This window comes from Pedobacter sandarakinus (genome assembly GCF_026240095.1).
Taxonomy (GTDB): domain Bacteria; phylum Bacteroidota; class Bacteroidia; order Sphingobacteriales; family Sphingobacteriaceae; genus Pedobacter; species Pedobacter sandarakinus.
Genome location: NZ_JAPIVG010000003.1, coordinates 69,322 through 92,087 on the forward strand (window position 1 = coordinate 69,322; position 22,766 = coordinate 92,087).

Genomic DNA, 22,766 nt, shown 5'->3' on the forward strand with positions numbered 1-22,766 from the left:
AGTTAAGGTGTTTTTGTTGCAATATTTACCGAAAGGCCTATTTTCCTATGCCAAAGCCAAAGCCTGCGTTAACCATACTGTACTTCGCTTGCGTATAAGACGAGTAAAATTTAAAGAAACCGAATTTCAACTGAAAACCGATCGATGCACGCATGCCATCAATATCGGTTTGTTTTATTGCAATGGGATCTACGTAAGTTACCGAACTTGTTGCGCTGGTAGCAAAGCGGTAAGTACCCAAGGCTTTTAAATCGGTTTTAGCCGTTTGGTAGCCTACGCTGGCAAAAGGCGTAAAAAATAGAAGGTTTTTAGAAACAATGGCCTCGATGTTTACACCGTTAAATTTAGCGTCAATGCGTTGGTCTGAATTTGCTACGTTATCAATATTCAAATCCAGGTGATATTGGTATTGTGTAAAGCCACCGGCAATGGCAATATCCACTGGAACCAGTTTTGTAGATTTACCCATAATTAGCGGCAAGAGTTCTATTTTTGCCCCGACACCAATCATAGAAAGGCTGCCCAAATCGCTACCGAGCTTAATCTTCGGCATTGCCCTCAGTGAAATATCTATGTTTTTAGGTAAGCCTAACGTGGCTTGAATTTGGGCCGAAGGAACAATGTGGAAGCCAACACCTTGTGGGAGGTTAAAAAATTTGCCTGTAGGAAAGCCATTGCTGGTGTAAACCTCCATTCGTCCACCAACCTGGCTATTGCCGAAAGCGGTTGGCCCTTCTGGCGATGCGCCAGGTGCAGGTTTAATGTTATTTAATCCGAGTGTGTTTACGTTATACGTTCTGGCAGATTGTGGTACAAAAGCGCCCGAAGCCGATACCCTAAGATCGAATTTTAAAAATCCTTTTGCTTTCGCCGTATTGCTCCAACCATCACTTAAGCCTTGCCCTAAACCTTTGTACAGCGGGTCGAAATAAGCATTAACGAGTTTAGTTGCATCTGCCGGACCAGAAACAAACAGACTTCCCACATCTTGTTGGGCTTTTGCTTCAGGTGCAAAATAGCCAATAAAGAAGGCTGCTAAGCCTATTATTAAGAAACGTTTCATGATGAGTTTGTATGGAATAATTTTATTTCATCTAAGATAGCGCAGTTTTTTTAATTCTAAAATCATTTCCACAATCTTGGTTGTAAAACTCTATTTTTGCAGCATGGAAAATGTGGTCGAATTGCAGGAAACAGAAGAGCAGGAATTATATGAACATTTAAAAATTGTAGTCGATAAAGGTCAATCGCTTTTACGTATCGATAAGTTTTTAATGGTTCGTGTAGAAAATGCATCGCGTAACCGCATCCAAAATGCAATTGATGCAGGTAATGTACTGGTAAACCAAAAGCAGATTAAAGCAAGCTATAAGGTTAAACCTTTTGATGAAATTTCTATTGTCCTTCCTCATCCGCCACGCGATACCGAAGTTTATCCGGAAGATATTCCACTGGATATTGTTTATGAAGACAGCGATTTGTTGGTGGTAAATAAAGCTGCAGGCATGGTAGTGCACCCTGGCTTTAATAATTACACCGGTACGCTGGTAAATGCATTGGCTTTCCATTTCGAGCAATTGCCGCAGTTACCCGGCAACGATGGCAGGCCAGGCTTGGTACACCGAATTGATAAAGACACCTCCGGATTGTTACTCATCTCTAAAAACGAAAAATCGATTACCCACCTGGCAAGGCAATTTTTCGACCATAGCATAACCCGAAAGTACATTGCACTGGTTTGGGGCGATTTAGAAACAGATGGAACGGTTAATGGCTATATTGGGCGAAGTATAAAAGATAGGCGGGTAATGGACATTTACGACGATGAAACAAAAGGTAAATGGTCGGTAACGCATTATAAAATTTTAAAGCGTTTGGGTTACGTTACCCTCATCAGCTGCGAATTAGAAACCGGGCGTACACACCAAATTCGTGCCCACATGCAACACATTGGCCACCCATTATTTAGCGATGCCATGTATGGTGGCGATAAGATTTTAAAAGGAACTACGTTTAATAAATACAAGCAGTTTGTGGATAATTGCTTCGAATTGTTGCCCAGGCAGGCGTTACATGCGCAAAGCCTCGGTTTTATACACCCCACAACCAAAGCATTTATGCATTTTGAATCGCCCTTGCCGGCAGACTTTAAGGCTGCACTACAAAAATGGGAAAATTACGTTGCCGCTTCGTAGATGATGTATTCACAATATCTATTATTTAATGATGAATTTTACCCGGTTGATGCTGCTGTTTTAACGGCAGCTAACCGCGGGTTTAAATTTGGCGATGGGCTATTTGAAAGTATGCGTATGATTAGCAATAAGCTGCAATTTGCAGACTTGCATGCCGATAGGCTGGCAGCCGGTATGAAAGCACTTAAAATTGATGGATACAACCTCATAGACGATTATTTTTTACGTCAGAAAACCGCAGACCTTGCCAAAAAAAATAAGTGGGGCGGTAATGCCCGTTTCCGCTTAGCCATTTACAGGCAGGGCGCTGGTGTATATACGCCAGAAACCAATAAATCTGCTTACGTGCTCGAGGGGATTTCTTTGCAAGCATCAACCTACCAATTAAATGCAAAGGGCCTTATTATCGATGTTTATGATGAAATGACAAAGCCTGTACATCTGCTTTCTAATTTCAAAACTGCAAATGCATTGCTGTATGTAATGGCTGGTCTTTTTAAAACGCAACATAGACTAGATGAAGCTATTATCTTAAATCAGCATGGTTTTATATGCGAGAGCATCAGTTCTAATGTATTTGTAGTTTATAATAAGCAAATTTATACCCCTGCATTAACCGAGGGCTGTGTAAGTGGCGTAATGCGTACTGCGGTAATGCAAATCTGCAAATTGAATAATATTCCACTTATCGAAGCACAAATAAGCCCGGAAATATTAAAAGAGGCCGAAGAAGTTTTTATTACCAATGCCACCCAAGGCATACAATGGATTATGGGCTACGGCCGCAAAAGGTATTTTAATGAATATGCTAAGTTTTTAAGCGAAAAATTAAATCTCTTATAACTTGGAAAGCAATACCGGTGGTTAATAGGTTAAAGCAGTCCCGTCTTTTGCTTAATGCCATGAAAAATGGCATAACGCTGTCAGCCAGGTTTAGATAAATTTGCCTGTGCTACAACAGCATACAACCGCTATTTTGATGGTGCTTTGCCATGCGCATTTTAAATAGATTAAAGGTTTTTTCAACGCATGTTGCGATGGTGATCTATTAAAAATGCGAATTGTTTTACGGTGTTTAAGTATTTGTTTAGCAGTTGTTTGTAGTGTTTTTTCGTCAAATTTATTGCTATGTGAAACTTTCGTATATTTGGGTGTTATAGGTAACCATAAAAACGACAGTACTAAAATGAATGGTAGTTTAACGCAAATCGGAAACAGTAAACTAGAATGGAAGCATTTCCTAATGACTTTCTTATTAGGATTTATACTGACCTCATTTATTTATATCCTACTTATACCATTAACCTATTGGGGACTTTTTGGAGAAGGAGAAATAGCCTCAAGAATAGAAAACAGACCGTTGAATTCTTTCATAATTGAATTTGGAGCATTGACCTTAGTTCTTTGCATTTGCGTAATTCTTGCTCTTTTGACCTATAAAAAAGGAAAAATATCTAAAACTAAATCTTATATTCTGACGGGGATATTAATATCTATAATGTTTATCTTTCGTGTTGAGATCGGTAATTTTATTATCGAACTTTTTTAAAAAGAATGGCTACCTATAACACGGGTTTTGCGTCAGGCGGGCTGACGTGCAAACTTGGAGTTTTGTTCTTCTATTCAAGTTCAGTGCTGGCAGACAGTTTTGTACTCCGAAACCCGCCCGAACGCAAAGCCCCGGAACGTTATACGCCATTAAATGACACACTCTAAAACATTGACTTTTATAATTTTATTAATCAGTTTGTCATTAAAAGTTTTCGGACAATCACTAGAAAATTTTGCTGACGTATTAAAAACTCGAAGAATCGGCCAGAAGGTTACAAAAATAGTTGGACAAGATATTTCGGAGCGTACATTTTTAGGCTACATAAAAGACAAGAAAGGTAATACCAAATATTATGTAGTAACCGAATTCTTAAGAATAAAAGCTGCAATTGTATATCACGGACACAGCAGAATTCTATTTTTTAATGCAAAACAAAAGCTGGTTCAAGAGTCCGTACTTTCGATGCCTTATGAATTGCCTTTTAGACTTAAAGCAAATGTTTTCTTAACACAGGTTTTGTAAAATCACCGGGCGACCTGCGGTCTCCAGCTTCGCAAACTCCAAGCAAATTTGTACTTTAACAGAAAATTAATGCAAGTAATCGGTGCTTTCATAAAGCCTCGGAAAGTTATACGTAATTGCTCGACAAAATGAAATCACTGGCATCTGTAATATTACTTCTATTTATAGCGACATTTTCGTTTGGTCAAGATTTTCCAAACATTTCTTACGGACTGACTGCTGAAGAAAATGAGCTATGGCTAAAGAGGGTCATACCATCGGAAAAGGGAACACAACTAACTTTAATTCAAAATAGATTTTTTAAAAGAAAAGACTTTACCAAGTCAGCAAACACCGCTATTCCAGTGGTAATCGCAAATGGAATTGTAGTAAATGAAATAGTAAACACCGAATTGAAGAATTTATTGGCTACTCAACTTACGACAGATAAAGTTCAGATTACAATAGTAGAAAAGGAACCAGAAGGACTTTATGTAAACAAAGCTTGGACAGGGATTATAGTTTTAAGTATTAGTGATAAGAAAATAAATAAGCTTCTGAAAAGATATAAACCTTAATAAAGCTATTTACAACTACGTATAACAACAGGTTTAAGTTAAGCCTCGGGCGAAGTGAGAACACGAAAATTTGAAGCTATTTATTTAGATTAGTGCAAAAGGTTCTGTTGTGCAAATAATAAGGCTCAACTTAAACCTGCAAACCGTTATGTGCAAGCATATTGAAAACCAACAACATCACATATAGAACATTTTACCTCGGACTCCTATTTTGTTTTGGACAGACGATTATTGAAGCTCATTCAGCGTTCCTAATGATCTTTATTCGACACTCCAGCACAACAAATTATGAAGGAATATTATTTTATGTTTTCATCCGACTTATATTGACCTGCATTCCTTATATAATAGGGTTTTACCTTTACGGTTTAATATCGACCAAAGTTCTTCCTTCAATTATTTCAATTGGAATTAACATAGTTATTTCGTCGCTATTCATTTATTCTGACCTCATTCAGAAGGACATTCTTTCCATAACCTTAGCTTCAATATTGACTAGCATAATGTTAATTTTTATCGACAAAAAGCTAAATTTTAAATTACTAACTCAAAAGAAAGAGAATGCCAGCACATAACAACAGGTTTAAATATTGCGGGGCGAAGTGCTTACAATTTCTTCATCGCTTTTTACTATCTTCATCTCAGATTGACAAAGGTTCTGCAAGTAATTCCGCAAATTCTTAAACCTGCAAAACGTTAAGTGCAATTTTCGTTTTGCCCTGGCCAAAGCTCCGCCTCAGTCGCTATTTTTTTGCCAAGGCAAAAAGGCAAACCAAAAACTACACTTAACATAGGTTTTGTAAAATCACTGGGCGACCTGCGGTCTCCCGCTTCGCAAACTCCGATCAAATTTGTACATTAACAAAAAAGTATGCAAGCAATCGGTGCTTTCAAAAAGCCTTGGAATGTTATTGCCAATTTAGGACGACAGGACAATTGATATGAACGGAGTAAAAAAACATAGAGGACTCAAACGATAACACTAAAAGAGGCCCAGCCGCCAACATCGGCTTGGCAATAGTGGGCCCTGCAGTGTAAATTTAACATTTTTGCTGCTATCAGGTCGTAGTGCAAAGGTTCGCTGACGTTTTTTAAATGCCACACCAGCGTAAGTCCGTCGGCCATTAGGAGAAATTGCAAAGAAAAATAAAAAACAATTATGAATTTCAGACACGCGCTACTATTGATATTTTTAATCTTAACAACCGACCTATTTGGACAAGTTAAGATCGACAATAATGTAACTGTAACTTTTCCGGGAAAACCTGAAACCAAAGAATTCACAGAGAATATAGGCTCTTCAAAAGCTAGTATAAAAGCTTTTTATTTAAACACAAAAGAACAATCATTTATAGCTCTAAGGACAGTCTTATTTGAGAATGATAACGAAAGTGTTAAGCCAGCTGCATCATCGACAGAATTACAAACGATTTACGACAAAGATATCAATTTCCAAATTAATGCAATGAAAAACAAAGGGTTCACTTTTTCGGACTCCCTCAAGATTAAGATTCAAAATTTAGAAGTCTATCGTTTGAAATACATTTTAGCTGATACAAACGAGCCAGCAGCCGAGAGCTTACTGCTTTTCTTAAACGGTATAAGATACGTCTTTATTTATTCAAAAGTCAACTCCTTCACTCAAGCAGACAAGGAGAAATTCTTAAATTCAATTGCAATAAATAACTTACAAAATGCATCACAAGTAAAAATAAACGATAATACGATGAATTGGATTTCTTATGGCTTTTACGCTGTTTTAGTTATCGGATTTGTAATATACTTTCGGCTACCAAACAAAAATAAGTCGAAATATGGAATAAATCTAAAGGTTGTTTACTGTCCAAATTGTAAGACAAAACAACCTTTCATACGCATTCCCAAGAATATAACACAGACGTTATTCGGTGGAACAATTTGTCCAAAATGTAGTGCTCAATTAGATAAATATGGAAATATTGTTTAGAAATGGCAACTTTTCTGACTGCGTGTCTAATTAACCCTTATTAAAATTACCAAAATGAAAGTTGAAGTTACTTACCTAGAATGGAGTCGCCGATTTTGTTGTGGAAATAATAATGCTCAACTCAAAACTATAAATCATTAGCAGGGAATCTATGAAGAAGGTCCTACAAATATTTATAATCGGAATGCTGCCTACACTTTGTTCTTGCGTACAATCCGACAGCAGAAAGACTATTGCAACGGCTACAATTGACACTTTACAGACAAGAATTGACAAACAGGAAAAAGAGCGTTTATTGAAGAGAAGGGCAATTGAGGATCAGGACTATGCTGACAGCTTACGACTTGATAAGGTTCTACAAAATGCATTAGTAGTAGCAAGCAAAAATATAGAAAAAAATAGATTTATTCAGAGATATGAAGTTTTGGCTGACAGTATTCAAGTGCGTGTTGAAATTAATTTAGGATACCATTTTACAAAGAAATACCCTCATCTTATAATTAGGAGAAGCGAGCCCAGTACTTTTTATATTGACATCTACACAAAAAGTGGAAAGGAATTTAAAAAAGTAATATCCCACGAACAGTGGAACATGACTTATCTGAACGACACCATCCAAGATATCAATGGTGATGGACGAAATGATTTTGTTGTCAACTGGTATGGCTCGACAGGTTGCTGCTTAAAAGCCTTCAGTAATGTTTATCTTTTACGACAAGATAAAAAAGCATTTTCTGAAAACCTTGAATTTATAAATCCGACTTTTTCACCAAAAGAGAAAATCATTAGGGGAGTACGTTATGGACATCCAGGCGAAACAGAAATGTATAAATACAAGTGGAACGGAGAAAAAGTGGACACATTGGAATATGTATCATACGAAAAACACAAGACGGGAAAAACTGGAAAAATTATAATATCAACTGGCTTACCATATGCTGACAAATTCAAGATATTGAAAATTTTAAATTCGGTCCCGAGAGAATACAATGAAATTGAAGGCTATGATTGGTTCACAGGAAATGGATATAAATAAAATGGCAGCTGTTAGTAGGCATCAGGTAAAAAAGGGTGCGAAGGTTTAGAATTATTACTCTACTTCCAATTAAGTTTAATATTGATTAAAATTAATGCACTTCCAAACCCGCTACTGTCTCCAACTATCAAAACATTCTGTAGCATTGTAACCTACCACAACGAAAAGAATAGTCACATTTACCTTCATTTCCATACTAATTCCGAGCAAATTTGTATTTTATTAGAACATTGAAGTAAACACATCGTTCCCACATAATTCTTCACGCCTTTAAGAACATGTTAAAATTAAGTAGCATAAAAATGATAGATGATAAATTTGAACTCACACTCAGACCAACTGAAGCGAAGGATCTAGAAACATTATTTGAATTTCAATGTGACCAAGAAGCTGCCTCTCTAGCTGCATTTATGCCTAAAGATGCAACAGATAAAATAGCATATTTAAAAAAGCATCTAAAATTATTGAACGACCCAACAGTAAATAATCAAACAATTCTACTTAACAATTCTATTGTAGGGAGCGTAGCTAAATATATAATTGAACCAGATGCCGAAATCACCTATTGGATAGATCGTAAATATTGGAGGCGAGGAATTGCCACAACAGCATTAAAAAAATTCCTCGAAATTGAATCGACCAGACCAATTGTTGGAAGGGTAGCATTTGATAATTTAGGCTCGCAAAAAGTGTTAGAAAAATGCGGCTTTATAAAAATTGGTGCCGACAAAGGCTTTGCGAACGCAAGGCAGACAGAAATAGAAGAATTTATCTACAGACTTTCGAATTAATAAACTAAAATTTACTGAAGAGGATTCTGCTGTTAACTCCCTTCAATACAACTTTTATATTGGGGATGGATTAATACAAGGGTTCCATTAGAAACAAAAAGACTACTAAAAGCACTGAATGGTAGATATAGCCGACATAAAGAGCTACACTTCGATAAGGCATCTATCAGAAAACCAGATAGCTATTGGTAAGCAAACATGCTTTCCTGGTAAAAAATTGATGCTGTTTCGTATATTTACTTTGATAAACCAATAAGCAACTCTGAAAGGGACGGAAAAGAACCAGTAGATTGATTAAACCATGAGGTGAAAGAATTTCTTGGTTGTAGGCAAACCAGTTTTACAAATTAAGATTGCCACTTGGTTAATTGGAGAATTTGAATTTGCACACGGATAAACAATGCAGTTGCTACGGTATTAGAAAAACCAATAATAAATAGCCAGAAATCTGCACCGGAGATATATTGAAATTTTCTAACGCAAATAGCAAAACTATATGAAACCTTAACGCATATCATATGAAAAAACAAATTCGAAAATGGACTTTCAGATTTACAGCGACAGGAATTGCAGTTTTTGGAATTCTATTAATAATTGTATTAAACCCGATTTTGACCACTGCAAAGAGAACAGTGCATAACAATTTCATAATTTATCACGAAGAAAATATAGACCCGGCATTAATATCAAAGCTCGATCAAGCAACAAGCCTTTTAAAAACAAGCGAATTTTATAACAGCCGACTAAAGCTTGATATCTGTTTGAACGATGGCGCAGCATATCCGTCAATAATTAAATCTCTTCGCGGACAAGCCTTTGCCTGGGGGTTTTACAACAAGGTTGTACTGCAGGGTACTATGAATTGCAAGGAGAATTACGTTGAGCTTAATGGCTACAATTGGAATCTGACACAACTTCTGGCTCACGAAATGACGCACTGTTTTCAATTCGACAAATTAGGATTTTGGAATTCAAAACCGGTTGCAGATATTCCTGATTGGAAATGGGAAGGATACGCAGAATATGTTTCAAGAAACAACAAGGACCATAATACGCTTGTAAAAAATATTAACCGACTTGAAAGAGCGGGGAAAGATTCCTGGGAGATCACGTTAGACGACAATACAATCGCACCCAGAACTTACTATCAATATTGGATTTTGGTTCAGTATTGCTTAGAGATTAAAAAGATGAGTTATAAACAACTTCTATCGGATACAACCACCGAAATTGCCATAAAAGAGGAAATGCAAGAATGGTACGATGCCAACTCGAAATAAAAATGAGCTATCAGAATAATCGGACGTATAATGAGCTGCGACCAAGCCTCTGTGATCCGCAGCTCCTCGATAACAAATTTCAACTGTAATTTTCGAAATGCGCACCATTCAAGATGTAAAATGAAAATTCCAACTATCCACGGGTATATCGACAGGAGAATATTAATTAATTTTACGGCTGACCTAAAAACGGTTGAAAAAATTATCCCATCTCCATTTAGACCAAAATCTTATAAGGGTAAAGCAATTGTTGGCATTTGCTTAATCAGACTCAAACATATTAAACCTAAAGGCTTCCCAGATTTTATTGGCGTTAATTCTGAAAACGGTGCACACAGGATTGCGGTAGAATGGGATGAAGATCAACAAACAAAATCTGGTGTGTACATCCCTCGTCGAGATACCTCCCATAAGCTAAATGCATTCGTAGGGGGAAGAATTTTTCCGGGGAAGCATTACTACGCTAATTTTAACGTCAATGAAAATAACGGAAATTACCATGTTGACTTTCAAAGTTCAGACGATACCAAAATTCTAATTGATGCTTCCGAAACAGAATTTTTCAATGAAAAGTCGATTTTTGAAACATTAAAGAATGCTTCCGACTTTTTTAAAGATGGCGACCTTGGTTACTCGCCAAACAAGGAAAAGTTTGATGGACTTCGATTGAAAGCATACCATTGGGAGGTTCGACCACTCGACGTAGTAAATATAAATTCAACCTTTTTTGATAACGAACATATTTTTCCAAAGGGTTCAGTCACTTTTGACAATGCATTATTAATGACAAACATTGAACACGAATGGAAAAGTGAACCAGCAAAATAAAAACGAAATAAGAAATGGAACACACAAAAATCACTGTAGAAGCAACAATTGACGCTGCAAAAAGTAAAGTTTGGGATTATTATACTACCCCAGAACACATCATAAAGTGGAATTTCGCCGACCCAAGCTGGCACTGCCCCAAAGCAACTAACGACATGAAAATCGGTGGAATCTACAATGCAAGAATGGAGGCAAAAGATGGTAGTTCCGGTTTCGATTTCGAGGCAGTTTACACAGATATCAATGATGGCAATAGTTTTGTCTACGAGTTTGGAGGAAGGCAAGCATCAGTGGTGTTCGATGAACAAGACGGAAACACAAAGGTGTCAGTAACGTTCGACCCTGAAACAGAAAACCCGGTAACCATGCAGCAACAGGGTTGGCAAGCCATACTTAATAATTTCAAAAACTACACTGAAACAAATTAAACATCAAAAAGAAGAATCCATGTGCATGATGATATTTTCTCATGAATGCTTTGCATGATATCGATTATACCTTAGAGTAAAATTGAAGGAAAATCATAAATGAAAAAAAAGGATGTGGTAACGAATGAGAATATTTGCGGAAACAAAGAGGTTAATTATTAGAGAAATTGTTCCCGAAGACATTGATGGAATGTTTGAGTTGGATGCTGATCCAGAAGTTCACAAGTACCTGGGTGCAAAACCCTTTATCAGCAAGGATCAAAGTTTGGATATGATAACATCTATTCGACAACAGTACATTGAACACGGAATAGGACGTTGGGCAATCATACACAAAGAAACAAATCAATTTGCAGGCTGGTCGGGCTTAAAATTTGTAACTGAATTAACCAACAAACATCAAAATTATTATGATCTCGGTTACAGATTGTTAAAAAGATTTTGGGGAAAAGGCATTGCAACAGAAGCAGGGGAACTTGCAATACACTATGCCTTTAACAAATTGAAAACGACCGATGTTTATGCAATGGCGGATGGTGAGAACAAGGCTTCGAATAAGATATTAACTAAGCTAGGTTTAAGGAAGATAGAAGAGTTTGACTTGGCTGGTATCAACCATAATTGGTATAGGATGGGATTAACAGATTATCAATCTATAAATAAGCTTGATAACCCTAAGCTTGATATATCCGGGCACGAATAACAATGATTAATTTGTTATATGTGGTATGAAAGAAGATCGAACTGTTTAATTATGATAAAACATACAATCCGCTGCGTTAATGCACTAATCCTCCTCCGCTGCATAAAGCCAATCCTAGAGGAAAAAATTAATTTAAAAGATCAAATGCATTTCGCTTTTTATGCCATTAAGACGAACACCATTATCCCCGAAGATCATACTTTGCCATCCGCACTAAGATTATCTGAGTAAATTGCTCTGATATACCCGTGTATTATCAGTCTCAAAGGATTATTAAGAAAGCCACAATTTTTCCTCACGTTTTACCAACAGATATTCCTCAGCATTGAGCTCGAGGTATCCATATTCATAGCAAAATTTATAATTGGCTCCCGTTTGTGTTTGGTAAGTATGGGTAAAATAATCAAAATTTAAACCTGCGCTCAACAACTTTCTTTTAGAAATTTTTACTTTTCCATCTGGATTAAGCTTCGATAAAAGTGTACGATTCTTTTTCAGAATTAAGTTAATCCTTTTAAAAACCAGGCTGTCCTGACTTTTTAAGCGGTTATTGTAGCTATTCCTGCACCCATCATCACAAAATTTTTTATCGGCCCGACCCCTCAATGGTCCGCCGCAATCTAAACAAATGCGTTCCATAATAATTAATTTTATATTATGGGATGATGGGTAAAACTAGTAAAAAAATTAACTCACGCGAAACCTCGCAGCTGGTTTTCAAAGTTTATCCGTTTTTAAACGTTTATAATCGACTATAATTATTTATCCTTGGGATATATTTTCTCCGACCCTGCACCTTTGTTCTGTCGGCAGTCGCGGTGATTGCTGTTCGTTAAACTAAAGAAACTTAAATTTTAAACGTTATGGAAAGTGCAATTAACAAAGTGGTATTGAGCGGTTTCGCTGGAGCAGATGCAGAATTAAAAAACCTATCAGGAAATCAGCGCATAGCAAAGGTGAGCTTGGCTGTAAACGAATTTTATAAAACAACTTCTGGAGAAGAAGTGAAAAAAACACAGTGGTTTACCTTAACCTTTTGGAATGATAAAGCAGACCTGGCTGCTGCACAAATTAAAAAAGGTACGCATTTCGCAATAGAGGGAAAGTTATTATCAGGTTCGTATGTGGCAAAAGATGGTTCAAAAAGATATACAACTGATATTGTTGTAAATGAAGTTTCTATTAAAGAGGTTGAGCTCAGCAATTAAAACCTTTCTCAGCTACACAATTGCAGTATCAAGAACAGAAGATTTAGTCATAACCTGAAGATAGCCTTCAGCGTTAACAATCCGGGATATAGATCAATTGTGTAGCTTGTTAAAGTCTAATAGATGTGCCTAGGTAGAAGTTTCTTCCTGGCGCTGCATTATAATATCTCCCTCCAACTGCGTTTAGATCGTTACCTAGGCTGTAGTTTTCATCGAGCAGGTTGTTAATGCCAAAAAATAACTCCAATTTAGATTTTTTGATCTTCAAATCTCTTATGCCAGATTTCATTGCAATAAGATTGTATCCCTTGGCAAAAGTGGTGTTCGCATCATTAAGTGGGAGAGAAGAGGTATAGTTATGTTGTGCGAAAAGATATATACCCTTTCTGAACTCAAAAGCCAAACTACTTACCAAAATCTGATCGGGTACGCCGGTTAATTTGTTATTGCTAAAATTGGCGTTGCCAATAGTATAATCGATAAAGTTAAAATGGTTATAGGTGAAGGTATTTCGGAGTTCGAGCCCTTGCAACAAGGATTGATTTCCTTTCAACAGCCATACAGCAGTTTCTAACTCTAAACCTTGCTGCCTAGTTGCTCCGGCATTAACAAAATATTCTGTATCGTTAGCATTCAATCTCCTCACGATGGCACGATTGAGGTTAAATTGGAAAACACTTGCATTGGCATAAAATCTACGATTTATACTCTGATATCGCAATCCAGCTTCATAATTCCAGCCAATCTCCGCTTGAAGATTATTATTTATAATTTGATCTGATGAGCGAACTTCGGCAACAGTAGGTGGTGAGTAACCCTTACTTACAGACCCTCTAATGGATAATTCTTTAGTTAATAGGTAAGATGCAGCTAACTTCGGCATCAATTCTGGATCAAATTTTCGTTTTCGAAGTGCAACTGAACTGGGAAAAAAACTTTCGTATTGATACTTATAAAAATTTAAGCTTCCTGATAATTCGACTAACAATTTGTTTCTGTAGTCGAAGTTTAACCTTAAAAAAGCAAAATCCTGATCAGCAACTAGTATATCTTCTGCCTGCATTGGGCCGATGCTACCGGCGTTGTTATCGAAGTTTTTCACTTGGGTTTTGGTAGCACCATATTCCACACCTGCCTGACCATTGAATTTCATTGCTTCTTTTTGATGTTCGAAAGCTAGAAAGGTTCTGAAGCCAAGTGTGCGCTCGAAACGTTTTTCATAATTGGTAATAAATGGATTTTTAAAATCGGTATAGCTTCCGAACAGCGCTATAACATGCTTAAAGTTTTTCGAAATTTCATAATCGTTAGACAAACCCACAAAAACCGTTTTATTGTAAATAGCCGCTTGCTGGGTCAGTGCACCTGGAAGCGTAGCGGTTGCTGGTCGGGCAAGTTTTGGATTTTGCTCCAATTGCCCTAATGTTAATCCACCAGGTGTTTCATAATTTAAATCGCTATAAAAAGCCAGAAGTTTAAGTGTACTATTTTCAGCATACTTTAGTTGCTGGTTAGTTTGGAAATACTTCCTTCCCATTGCACTATTTTCTCGGTACCCACTGCTTTTTTGGTAGCCTTGCACAAAGCTGAAGCTGTAATTTTTAAATTGACGCTGGATGCTGGCGGTTTCATGTAAGAGACCATACGACCCACCCGTTAAGCTAGCCGAAAGCTTGTTCTGATTTGACGCTGTGGTGGAAATTAGCACTGCACCACCAGTATTAGCACCAAATATGCTGGCTTCCGGACCTTTGTAAATCTCAATATCCTCAATAGCAATAGGATCCAATAGGTTAAGATAGGTATTCCCACCCGCATCGGTGAGTGGAAAGTCATCGAGATAGATTTTGATGTTCCGGATGCCAAATGGAGAACGCAATAAACTTCCTCTAAGAGACAAGCGATAACTGCCTGGAGAACGTTCTTCCATGCGCACACCAGCGCTACCGTTAAAAGTGCTCACTAAAGAGCTGTTAGGTTCATTTTTGAGGATGTTGCTATCAATTAACTTAACAGCAGCTACCGATCGTAATATAGTTTGCGAATTGTAATAACCCCGAATGGTAACCTCGTTCAGTTTTTTTACAGAATCTGGTTGAATGGTTTGCGCAAAAGCAAGTTTAAAAAATAAAACGACGAGGATGGTAAGGGTTAATTTCAAGTGAAGAAGTTTTTTAGCAACCAATGATGAGCAGCGAAATTAACTTATTCTGCTCATCATTGGTAATTGTATTAATTATTTTGCAGCTACACGCCAAACAACACCACTTACATCATCAGCTACTAAAAGGGCGCCATCTGGTGTTAGCGTAACGCCAACCGGCCTGCCATATACTTCGGCTTTGTCTTTATCGGCCACAAAACCAGTAAGGAAATCTTCTGGCTTGCCATTAAGTTTTCCATCTTTCATCGGTACAAAAAGAACTTTGTAACCAGCAATCGCTGATCTGTTCCAGGAGCCATGTTGTCCGACAAAAGCGCCACCTTGATATTTAGATGGAAACTTATCCGATTTATAAAAAGCTAATCCTAATGATGCGGTGTGTGCACCTACGGCAACGTCTGGTACAATTGCTTGTTTAACCAGTGTTGGGTTTTTACCTTTTAGTCTCGGATCTTCATGTTGCCCGTAGTACGAATATGGCCACCCGTAAAATCCACCTTGTTTTACACTTGTGATATAATCTGGCACAAGATCATCTCCAAGTCCATCCCGCTCATTCACAGCTGTCCACAACATGTTAGTTCCAGGAGCCCAATCAATTCCAACTGGGTTCCGTAACCCGCTTGCATAAATTTTTTCACCAGTTCCATCTGGATTAATTTCTAAAATAGAGGCTCTCCTTACTTCATTTTCCATTCCATTTTCGCCTACATTACTTCCAGAGCCTACTGTTACATATATTTTACTTTGATCTTTATTTGCAATTAAGTTTCTTGTCCAATGGTTATTATAACCGCCAGCAGGTAAACTTAAAATTTTCTTTCCTGTTGCCGTAATTTTAGTGTCGCCAGTTTTATATGGATATTGCCACAACCCATCTGTGTTTGCTACATAAAAAGAATTTCCGATAATGAGCATACCGTATGGTTGGTTCAAACCCGATAAAAAGGTTGTCGTTAACTCAGCTTTACCATCTTTGTCGGCATCGCGGTACAGCAGAATGCTATTTGCGCTTTGTCCGGCAACTTCAGATTTTGCCTTACCAGTTACAACATTGGCCACCTGCTCGGTGGTACTTCTTTCCGAGTTAGATAGTACAATGAGCACATCGCCATTTGGGGCAATAATTGTATTTCTTGGACTTTTAATGTTTGTGGCAAATCTTGTTACAGTAAAGCCTTCGGGCGCAATGGGTGTTTTATCTGCTGGCCAGCCAATAACTTTGCTAAATTTACTTTCTGAGGCGGTTGTGTCTGGTGCGGGTAAATTCACTTCCTGGTTAGCAGCGCTTATTGAAGAAGAATCCGCCTGTTGCTCTGAGGTTGATTTAGATTGACAACCAAACAAAACGGCTGTAGAGAAGAGGGTGCTGTAAATAATTTTATTTTTCATATTTGGAGATTTTCTAAGGCAAATTAATATAACATCGAAATGAAGGTGGATGTTTGATTTGCCTGAGAATATTCGCTACATGACTAATAAAACAGCATGCTACTTAGTCGGATTTGTTAATGCTGAAAATAGTTGCTTAGTAATAGCCTCTTTATTCATTGATATGGCGTAAAATTGCGGATCGGATTTTACCAGCAAATACTTGCCATCTGGTAATATGATTGCCGAGGTGCCGCAGGTGGTAATTTCATTGAACAAAATTTTCTTTAAAAATCCAGAATCTGTTTCAATTTCCAGTCCCTTAGATCTTACCGGACTGAAGCGTTCGCCAATTTCCCGGTATTGATAAATTGCAACCATTGGGCGCTTCTTTCCCTTTTCAATTATATTTTGCTGCATGGTCCAGCGTACGTTGTTTAAAAAGGCAGCATTTTGGTTTTGGATTTCAATCCAACAATTATCTTTATTGAAGTCGTACTTAATAATAATAGTGTCTTGCAATATTGCACGGTTATTTTGCCTGAGGTAGGTTTTAAGCGAATCGAATTGCGAATCGCTAAGCGTGCCCGCTTGGTAGCGGTTCTTTTCATCGGTGTATAGCTTAGGGGAACAACTATAAATAAGTAGACAAGCTAAAATAAACATGTAGCTTTTTTTCATATTGTGAAATTGGGATGGTGAGGATTTTGCAAGCATCATTCGAAATTAGGTTTTTTCGGTTGGATAAAAAAATAACGCAAACCATAAATCACCTGCAATGTTCCTTATTTCAATCGATTATTTTATCTTTAGGCGATTTTAAAAAAAGGGTTGGTTTGTTGCAATAAACCAGCCTTATAGTTAACCTTATAAAGCAAAATCAGTATAAATATGTCAAATACATCAAAAATTATCTACACCAAAACCGACGAGGCGCCAATGTTGGCAACATATTCACTTTTACCAATCGTGCAAGCTTTCACCAAATCAGCGGGGATTGATGTAGAAACCAGAGATATTTCTTTAGCGGGAAGAATTCTGGCAAACTTTCCTGGGTATTTAAAAGACGATCAGAAAATTGGTGATGCTTTGGCAGAACTTGGAACTTTGGCCACAACGCCTGAAGCAAACATCATCAAATTACCAAATATATCGGCCTCGATTCCTCAATTGGTTGGGGCAATTAAGGAACTTCAATCGCAAGGTTTTGCATTGCCAAACTATCCAGACAATGCACAAACAGATGAAGAAAAAGCCATCAAAGCAGCATACGCAAAGGTGTTGGGTTCGGCGGTTAATCCAGTTCTTCGCGAAGGTAATTCAGACCGAAGAGCTCCTAAGGCTGTGAAGAATTATGCCAGACAAAACCCACATAGCATGGGTAAATGGTCTGCTGATTCGAAAACCAAGGTAGCCAGCATGAGTGAAGGCGACTTTTATGGTTCAGAAAAATCGTTAACCATTGGTGATGCAACACAATTTAAGATTGATTTTGTAGCTGAAGATGGTTCCACAACTGCTTTAAAAGGTTTAGCGCCATTAAAGGCAGGAGAGGTAATTGATTGTTCAGCATTAAGCCTATCTGCATTGAAGTCTTTTGTAGCCGAAGAAATTGAGGCGGCCAAAAGCTCGGGTGTACTATTGTCTGCACATTTAAAAGCTACCATGATGAAGGTTTCTGACCCAATCATTTTCGGCGCCATTGTGGAGGTTTACTTTGCCGATGTTTTCGCAAAATATGCCGATTTATTCAAATCGCTAAACATTGATACAAGAAATGGTTTGGGAGATGTTTTTGCTAAGATTGTAGGTAACCCGCAACAGGCAGAAGTGGAAGCTGCAATTGCTGCGGCCATTGAAAACGGACCAGCTTTGGCAATGGTAAATTCTGATAAAGGCATTACCAATTTACACGTTCCAAGTGATGTAATTGTAGATGCTTCGATGCCTGCTATGATTCGTACTTCGGGCCAAATGTGGAATAAGGATGGTAAGCCGCAAGATACAATTGCATTGATACCAGATCGTTGTTATGCAGGTGTTTACACCGCGACTATAGATGATTGCAAAACTAATGGTGCCTTTGATGTTACTACTATGGGTTCGGTACCGAATGTTGGTTTAATGGCTCAAAAGGCAGAAGAGTATGGATCACACGATAAAACTTTTCAGGCTGTAGCCAACGGAACGATCAATGTTAGCGATGCTGATGGCAACATTTTCTTTGATCAGAAGGTTGAGAAAGGTGATATTTTCCGCATGTGCCAAACCAAAGATGCACCTATTCAGGATTGGGTAAAGCTTGCTGTTAACAGGGCTCGTTTATCTGATACGCCTGCTGTTTTCTGGTTAGATGAGAAACGGGCGCACGATAGAGAGATTATTGCGAAGGTAAATCACTATTTAAAGGATCACGATACTACAGGGCTTGATATAAGAATTTTAGCGCCAATTGAAGCCACTAAATTTACGTTAGCGCGGATTCGTAAAGGTGAAGATACGATATCTGTAACTGGTAATGTGCTACGTGATTATTTAACAGATTTATTTCCAATTTTGGAACTGGGAACTTCTGCGAAAATGTTATCTATTGTTCCTTTAATGAATGGTGGAGGCTTATTTGAAACTGGCGCTGGTGGTTCTGCACCTAAACATATTGAACAATTTATTGAAGAAGGATATTTACGTTGGGATTCTTTAGGTGAGTTTCTCGCCCTACAGGCCTCATTAGAACATCTTTCGCAAACACAAAATAATAGCAAAGCGCAAGTTTTAGCTGATGCTTTGGATGAAGCCAATGCGAAATTCCTGGCTACTGATAAATCTCCGGGTAGAAAACTGGGCACTATAGATAATCGTGGGTCGCACTTTTACCTGGCATTGTATTGGGCAGAAGCTTTAGCTGCACAAACTAAAGATGCTGAATTGCAGGCGAAGTTTGCGCCACTGGCTGATGCGTTTACCACAAACGAAACCAAAATAACAGAGGAGTTAATTGCTGCCCAAGGTAAGCCGCAATCCATAGGTGGATATTACCACCCAAATGATGAATTGGCTGGAAAAGCAATGCGCCCTAGCGAAACTTTAAACAATGCATTGGCAAGTTTATAAGCTCAAATTATAATGGTAAAGCGCCCTTACTTTGGTTTGGGCGTTTTTTTTATGGCGCTGGGTTTTGCGTGAGGGATAGGAGTGATATCCTTTTTGTTTTAAGTGCACCTTAGTCCGTAAATATGGGCAGGGAAAAGTGCTGTGCCTGTAGCTGAAAACAAAAAGATAAAACGGATAGCCCGACCCTTGCGCAGCTTGGGGCACGCCCAAATTTTTATGATGAACAGAAAACCTTATCAATGGTAACTTGTTATCTTGACATAAATAATTAGAAAATCATCATGGAAAATAACGAAAATAAAGGATCGAAAGATAAAGTGCACAGCACAACTGAAAACCCTGAAATTAATAAGGAGAATTTAGCCTACGATGAGGTTAAGGGGAGTTACGAACTTGATGTGAAAAGTGAGGAAAAGGATTATGACCACCCAATGGGTTATGAAACGGTAGCTGCGGGTGCTAAAGATGATGATTCTACTTATGATGAGGCTAACCCTTACGTGGGCGACGAATATGCCCGTGACGAGGCTGTAGCTGAAGATAATTTGGAGGAATTAGGCATGCACGTAGACAATGGTGAAAGTGTAAAACTGAACCCGGAAGATGAGATTTTAGCCCGTACACCTGAAGATGACCGTGATGATTTAGATGAGGAAGGTTACCCTATTAATGATGAAGAAACCAAGTAGATTGGTAGACTGAATTATTATAGACTGGATAAAATCCGTTCTTCGGATTTGAAGTAGTGATTGATGTGCTGCCCCCCACGGCGGCTGCATTAATCACTATTTTTTTAGGGATTAATATCGAGGTTGAACCTTTTGCGCAACTCGTCTAATTTTGGGTTTTTGTTAACCAGGTAATCGTATTTTTCCCTATTGCCATACAACCTGTTTTCTACTTTTCTTTCTACGAGTTTAAACGTAATATCTACCGCGAAATTTTGAAGCTGATTACGGAGGAAATTCATTAATTCTACCGATTCTTGCACTACAAATTGTTCCTGGGTTTTGCTTTCGACCGATATCTCAATTAGGACTGGGCTTAGCAGCTTAGGTGCAAAATTATTAAGTATGGTAAACAGGTTGATTTTATCTGCAGCCTTAAGCATTTGGATATATTGATTCCAAACGGCAAGCAATTGATCTGAGGTAAAGTTCTCTCTTGCCTCGCCAGTCGCTTTTTTCGGGCCATCGTCTTCCTGACCATGAGCCAACCGTTCCAAATCGTTTAAGGATGGAATTAGCGTGCCAACTGTTTTTTTAGGGAGATTGATACTGATGGAAGTAGCAGCCGGAATACTGGTTTTTGCACTTTCTTTTGGCGCATCTGGCGAAATACTTGCTGCTGCCTTTGCTGGCGGCACTGATGGCGCATTTGCTAATGGGGTTTCTGCCGCAGGCATTTTATTGATTTGTGGCGCTGGTTCGGCTACGACATCAGTTTTTTTTTTATCCTGATCTAGATCAGTTGCTGCATTATTGGGTTTTGAAGGTTGCTGGGCCAGGTGTACTACCGACCGGATATGGCACATTTTGATTAAGGCCAGTTCTACCTGCAACCGCTGGTTCTTAGAGTTTTTATAATTTAAATCGCAGGTATTGGCCAGATTTAGTGCCGTTAGCAGAAAAGATAGTTCTGTTTGCCTGCATTGATCTAAATATTTTTGCTTGATGTTTTCGCTTACTTCTAACAGTTTGATGGTGCTGGCGTCTTTGCCAACTAATAAGTTACGGAAGTGAGTGGCCAAGCCATTAATAAAGTTATTTCCGTCGAAACCGTTATTTAAGATCTCATCAAAAAGCAACAGTGTATTGCTCACTTCTGCTGCGGTTAAGTGGGCAGTAAGTTTAAAAAAGTAATCGTAATCTAAAATATTTAAATTGTCGATTACTGCTTTATAAGTAATGTTTTTATTTGCGTAACTGGCAATCTGATCAAACATCGACAATGCATCTCTCAATCCACCATCAGCCTTTTGGGCAATGATATGCAGTCCATCGGCCTCGAAAGCAATATTTTCACGTTGTGCGATGGTAGCCAGGTGGTTAGAAATGTCTTCTACCTGGATGCGGTTGAAATCGAAAATCTGACAACGCGATAGAATGGTTGGCAATATTTTATGCTTTTCTGTTGTGGCGAGAATAAAAATGGCATAAGATGGTGGTTCTTCCAAAGTTTTTAAAAAGGCATTGAATGCACTTTGAGATAACATGTGAACCTCATCGATAATGTAGATTTTGTATTTCCCTGCCTGCGGTGGGATCCGCACTTGTTCTATTAAACTGCGAATGTCATCAACGGAGTTGTTCGATGCCGCATCTAATTCGTGGACATTAAACGAATGTCCGTTTTGGAAAGATAGACAATTTTCGCACTGGCCACAGGCTTCCATATCAGCTGTAGGATTGGTACAGTTAATGGTTTTTGCCAAAATCCTGGCGCAAGTGGTTTTACCCACACCGCGAGGTCCGCAAAATAAAAAGGCTTGGGCCAATTGGTTATTCTTAATGGCGTTTTTTAAAGTACCCGTAATATGCTGTTGCCCAACTACTGTTTCAAACGTGGCCGGGCGATATTTACGTGCAGAAACGATAAAATTTTCCATCGGCACGAAAATAGGAAAAATTTAGACGTGGTGTGTTTGAAATATTGGATTGTTGAAAAGTTAAATAACCGGTAATGATGTTAGAATGAACCACATCAAATACTTCTTTTAGATTTATTTTGTGAATGTGATTGGGTGGTAAACGTGATTTACTTTTTATAACCAAACAAATGTTGATTTTGGAGTAACACCGTTAGATAAGAGAAAAGCGATTTTATGAGAATTAAAGCGATTTGAGTATGCTCAATGGCTTGAATTAGTGTCTTGATTTTGAATTGCTTGGCATTTTCTGGTTCTAATGGTAATGAGGTGAGCCTTAACTTGAGCCCAAAATTTTATTGCTGGGATACTTTTCTAATTAAAGGTTTGATTTTAAGAAATATATTGCTACTTTTGCAACCCCGTAATATACCTCGGGATTAACAAATTAAAACATAATTTATAAC

The 22,766-nt window shown here is 38.0% G+C and carries 20 protein-coding genes; 14 read left to right on the forward strand and 6 right to left on the reverse strand.

Features of this window, described 5'->3' with window-relative positions; all coding sequences use genetic code 11:
* Positions 1-37 precede the first annotated feature (37 nt).
* Entirely contained in the window at positions 38-1,063 is a 1,026-nt protein-coding gene (locus OQ268_RS08835; protein ID WP_265855769.1) for a DUF6588 family protein, read from the reverse strand.
* A gap of 103 nt (positions 1,064-1,166) precedes the next feature.
* On the opposite strand from OQ268_RS08835, the gene OQ268_RS08840 reads away from it, so the two are divergent.
* From OQ268_RS08840 to OQ268_RS08890, 11 genes are all read left to right on the forward strand, one after another.
* Positions 1,167-2,195 carry an RluA family pseudouridine synthase gene (locus OQ268_RS08840; protein WP_265855770.1) on the forward strand — a complete coding sequence of 343 codons (1,029 nt, stop codon included), beginning with the start codon at positions 1,167-1,169 and terminating at the stop codon, positions 2,193-2,195.
* On the forward strand, positions 2,196-3,038 hold the full coding sequence (locus OQ268_RS08845) for an aminotransferase class IV (RefSeq protein ID WP_322973976.1): 843 nt from the start codon (positions 2,196-2,198) through the stop codon (positions 3,036-3,038).
* An 859-nt stretch (positions 3,039-3,897) separates the two neighbouring features.
* A complete protein-coding gene (locus tag OQ268_RS08850) occupies positions 3,898-4,269 on the forward strand; it encodes a hypothetical protein (RefSeq protein ID WP_265855771.1) in 372 nt (123 codons plus the stop codon).
* A 128-nt stretch (positions 4,270-4,397) separates the two neighbouring features.
* Positions 4,398-4,826 carry a hypothetical protein gene (locus tag OQ268_RS08855; RefSeq protein WP_265855772.1) on the forward strand — a complete coding sequence of 143 codons (429 nt, stop codon included), beginning with the start codon at positions 4,398-4,400 and terminating at the stop codon, positions 4,824-4,826.
* 1,159 nt (positions 4,827-5,985) lie between these two features.
* Positions 5,986-6,792, forward strand: coding sequence for a hypothetical protein (locus OQ268_RS08860; protein WP_265855773.1), 807 nt, complete (start codon positions 5,986-5,988; stop codon positions 6,790-6,792).
* A gap of 151 nt (positions 6,793-6,943) precedes the next feature.
* Positions 6,944-7,828 carry an XAC2610-related protein gene (locus OQ268_RS08865; protein ID WP_265855774.1) on the forward strand — a complete coding sequence of 295 codons (885 nt, stop codon included), beginning with the start codon at positions 6,944-6,946 and terminating at the stop codon, positions 7,826-7,828.
* Positions 7,829-8,130: 302 nt separating this feature from the next.
* Positions 8,131-8,619: a GNAT family N-acetyltransferase gene (locus tag OQ268_RS08870; RefSeq protein ID WP_265855775.1), complete on the forward strand. Its 489-nt coding sequence runs from the start codon at positions 8,131-8,133 to the stop codon at positions 8,617-8,619.
* A gap of 518 nt (positions 8,620-9,137) precedes the next feature.
* Entirely contained in the window at positions 9,138-9,899 is a 762-nt protein-coding gene (locus tag OQ268_RS08875) for a hypothetical protein (protein WP_265855776.1), read from the forward strand.
* Between the two features lie 120 nt (positions 9,900-10,019).
* Positions 10,020-10,727, forward strand: a complete 708-nt coding sequence (locus OQ268_RS08880) for a DUF2071 domain-containing protein (RefSeq protein WP_265855777.1) — start codon at positions 10,020-10,022, stop codon at positions 10,725-10,727.
* A gap of 14 nt (positions 10,728-10,741) precedes the next feature.
* A complete protein-coding gene (locus OQ268_RS08885) occupies positions 10,742-11,155 on the forward strand; it encodes an SRPBCC domain-containing protein (RefSeq protein WP_265855778.1) in 414 nt (137 codons plus the stop codon).
* A 124-nt stretch (positions 11,156-11,279) separates the two neighbouring features.
* Positions 11,280-11,858 carry a GNAT family N-acetyltransferase gene (locus OQ268_RS08890; protein ID WP_265855779.1) on the forward strand — a complete coding sequence of 193 codons (579 nt, stop codon included), beginning with the start codon at positions 11,280-11,282 and terminating at the stop codon, positions 11,856-11,858.
* Between the two features lie 273 nt (positions 11,859-12,131).
* On the opposite strand, the gene OQ268_RS08895 is transcribed toward OQ268_RS08890, so the two are convergent.
* Entirely contained in the window at positions 12,132-12,497 is a 366-nt protein-coding gene (locus OQ268_RS08895) for a hypothetical protein (RefSeq protein WP_265855780.1), read from the reverse strand.
* 224 nt (positions 12,498-12,721) lie between these two features.
* On the opposite strand from OQ268_RS08895, the gene OQ268_RS08900 reads away from it, so the two are divergent.
* A complete protein-coding gene (locus OQ268_RS08900; RefSeq protein ID WP_265855781.1) occupies positions 12,722-13,066 on the forward strand; it encodes a single-stranded DNA-binding protein in 345 nt (114 codons plus the stop codon).
* Positions 13,067-13,175: 109 nt separating this feature from the next.
* Here OQ268_RS08900 and OQ268_RS08905 read toward each other — a convergent pair whose 3' ends face one another.
* The 3 genes from OQ268_RS08905 to OQ268_RS08915 form a co-directional block, all read right to left on the reverse strand.
* Positions 13,176-15,227 (reverse strand): TonB-dependent receptor, encoded by a 2,052-nt coding sequence (locus OQ268_RS08905; protein WP_265855782.1) that lies wholly within the window; start codon positions 15,225-15,227, stop codon positions 13,176-13,178.
* Between the two features lie 75 nt (positions 15,228-15,302).
* Complete coding sequence (locus OQ268_RS08910; protein WP_265855783.1) at positions 15,303-16,622, reverse strand: PQQ-dependent sugar dehydrogenase; 1,320 nt, start codon at positions 16,620-16,622, stop codon at positions 15,303-15,305.
* 99 nt (positions 16,623-16,721) lie between these two features.
* Positions 16,722-17,282 carry a hypothetical protein gene (locus OQ268_RS08915; protein WP_265855784.1) on the reverse strand — a complete coding sequence of 187 codons (561 nt, stop codon included), beginning with the start codon at positions 17,280-17,282 and terminating at the stop codon, positions 16,722-16,724.
* Positions 17,283-17,492: 210 nt separating this feature from the next.
* On the opposite strand from OQ268_RS08915, the gene OQ268_RS08920 reads away from it, so the two are divergent.
* Positions 17,493-19,712: an NADP-dependent isocitrate dehydrogenase gene (locus OQ268_RS08920; protein ID WP_265855785.1), complete on the forward strand. Its 2,220-nt coding sequence runs from the start codon at positions 17,493-17,495 to the stop codon at positions 19,710-19,712.
* 281 nt (positions 19,713-19,993) lie between these two features.
* Positions 19,994-20,401, forward strand: coding sequence for a hypothetical protein (locus OQ268_RS08925; RefSeq protein WP_265855786.1), 408 nt, complete (start codon positions 19,994-19,996; stop codon positions 20,399-20,401).
* A gap of 104 nt (positions 20,402-20,505) precedes the next feature.
* Here OQ268_RS08925 and OQ268_RS08930 read toward each other — a convergent pair whose 3' ends face one another.
* On the reverse strand, positions 20,506-22,320 hold the full coding sequence (locus OQ268_RS08930) for a DNA polymerase III subunit gamma/tau (protein ID WP_265855787.1): 1,815 nt from the start codon (positions 22,318-22,320) through the stop codon (positions 20,506-20,508).
* Between the last annotated feature and the right edge of the window lie 446 nt (positions 22,321-22,766).

What these genes read in the sequence shown, in the direction of transcription:
- OQ268_RS08835 (WP_265855769.1), bottom strand. Translation starts at nt 1,063, where the DNA reads ATGAAACGTTTCTTAATAATAGGCTTAGCAGCCTTCTTTATTGGCTAT.
- OQ268_RS08840 (WP_265855770.1), top strand. Translation starts at nt 1,167, where the DNA reads ATGGAAAATGTGGTCGAATTGCAGGAAACAGAAGAGCAGGAATTATAT.
- OQ268_RS08845 (WP_322973976.1), top strand. Translation starts at nt 2,196, where the DNA reads ATGATGTATTCACAATATCTATTATTTAATGATGAATTTTACCCGGTT.
- OQ268_RS08850 (WP_265855771.1), top strand. Translation starts at nt 3,898, where the DNA reads ATGACACACTCTAAAACATTGACTTTTATAATTTTATTAATCAGTTTG.
- OQ268_RS08855 (WP_265855772.1), top strand. Translation starts at nt 4,398, where the DNA reads ATGAAATCACTGGCATCTGTAATATTACTTCTATTTATAGCGACATTT.
- OQ268_RS08860 (WP_265855773.1), top strand. Translation starts at nt 5,986, where the DNA reads ATGAATTTCAGACACGCGCTACTATTGATATTTTTAATCTTAACAACC.
- OQ268_RS08865 (WP_265855774.1), top strand. Translation starts at nt 6,944, where the DNA reads ATGAAGAAGGTCCTACAAATATTTATAATCGGAATGCTGCCTACACTT.
- OQ268_RS08870 (WP_265855775.1), top strand. Translation starts at nt 8,131, where the DNA reads ATGATAGATGATAAATTTGAACTCACACTCAGACCAACTGAAGCGAAG.
- OQ268_RS08875 (WP_265855776.1), top strand. Translation starts at nt 9,138, where the DNA reads ATGAAAAAACAAATTCGAAAATGGACTTTCAGATTTACAGCGACAGGA.
- OQ268_RS08880 (WP_265855777.1), top strand. Translation starts at nt 10,020, where the DNA reads ATGAAAATTCCAACTATCCACGGGTATATCGACAGGAGAATATTAATT.
- OQ268_RS08885 (WP_265855778.1), top strand. Translation starts at nt 10,742, where the DNA reads ATGGAACACACAAAAATCACTGTAGAAGCAACAATTGACGCTGCAAAA.
- OQ268_RS08890 (WP_265855779.1), top strand. Translation starts at nt 11,280, where the DNA reads ATGAGAATATTTGCGGAAACAAAGAGGTTAATTATTAGAGAAATTGTT.
- OQ268_RS08895 (WP_265855780.1), bottom strand. Translation starts at nt 12,497, where the DNA reads ATGGAACGCATTTGTTTAGATTGCGGCGGACCATTGAGGGGTCGGGCC.
- OQ268_RS08900 (WP_265855781.1), top strand. Translation starts at nt 12,722, where the DNA reads ATGGAAAGTGCAATTAACAAAGTGGTATTGAGCGGTTTCGCTGGAGCA.
- OQ268_RS08910 (WP_265855783.1), bottom strand. Translation starts at nt 16,622, where the DNA reads ATGAAAAATAAAATTATTTACAGCACCCTCTTCTCTACAGCCGTTTTG.
- OQ268_RS08915 (WP_265855784.1), bottom strand. Translation starts at nt 17,282, where the DNA reads ATGAAAAAAAGCTACATGTTTATTTTAGCTTGTCTACTTATTTATAGT.
- OQ268_RS08920 (WP_265855785.1), top strand. Translation starts at nt 17,493, where the DNA reads ATGTCAAATACATCAAAAATTATCTACACCAAAACCGACGAGGCGCCA.
- OQ268_RS08925 (WP_265855786.1), top strand. Translation starts at nt 19,994, where the DNA reads ATGGAAAATAACGAAAATAAAGGATCGAAAGATAAAGTGCACAGCACA.
- OQ268_RS08930 (WP_265855787.1), bottom strand. Translation starts at nt 22,320, where the DNA reads ATGGAAAATTTTATCGTTTCTGCACGTAAATATCGCCCGGCCACGTTT.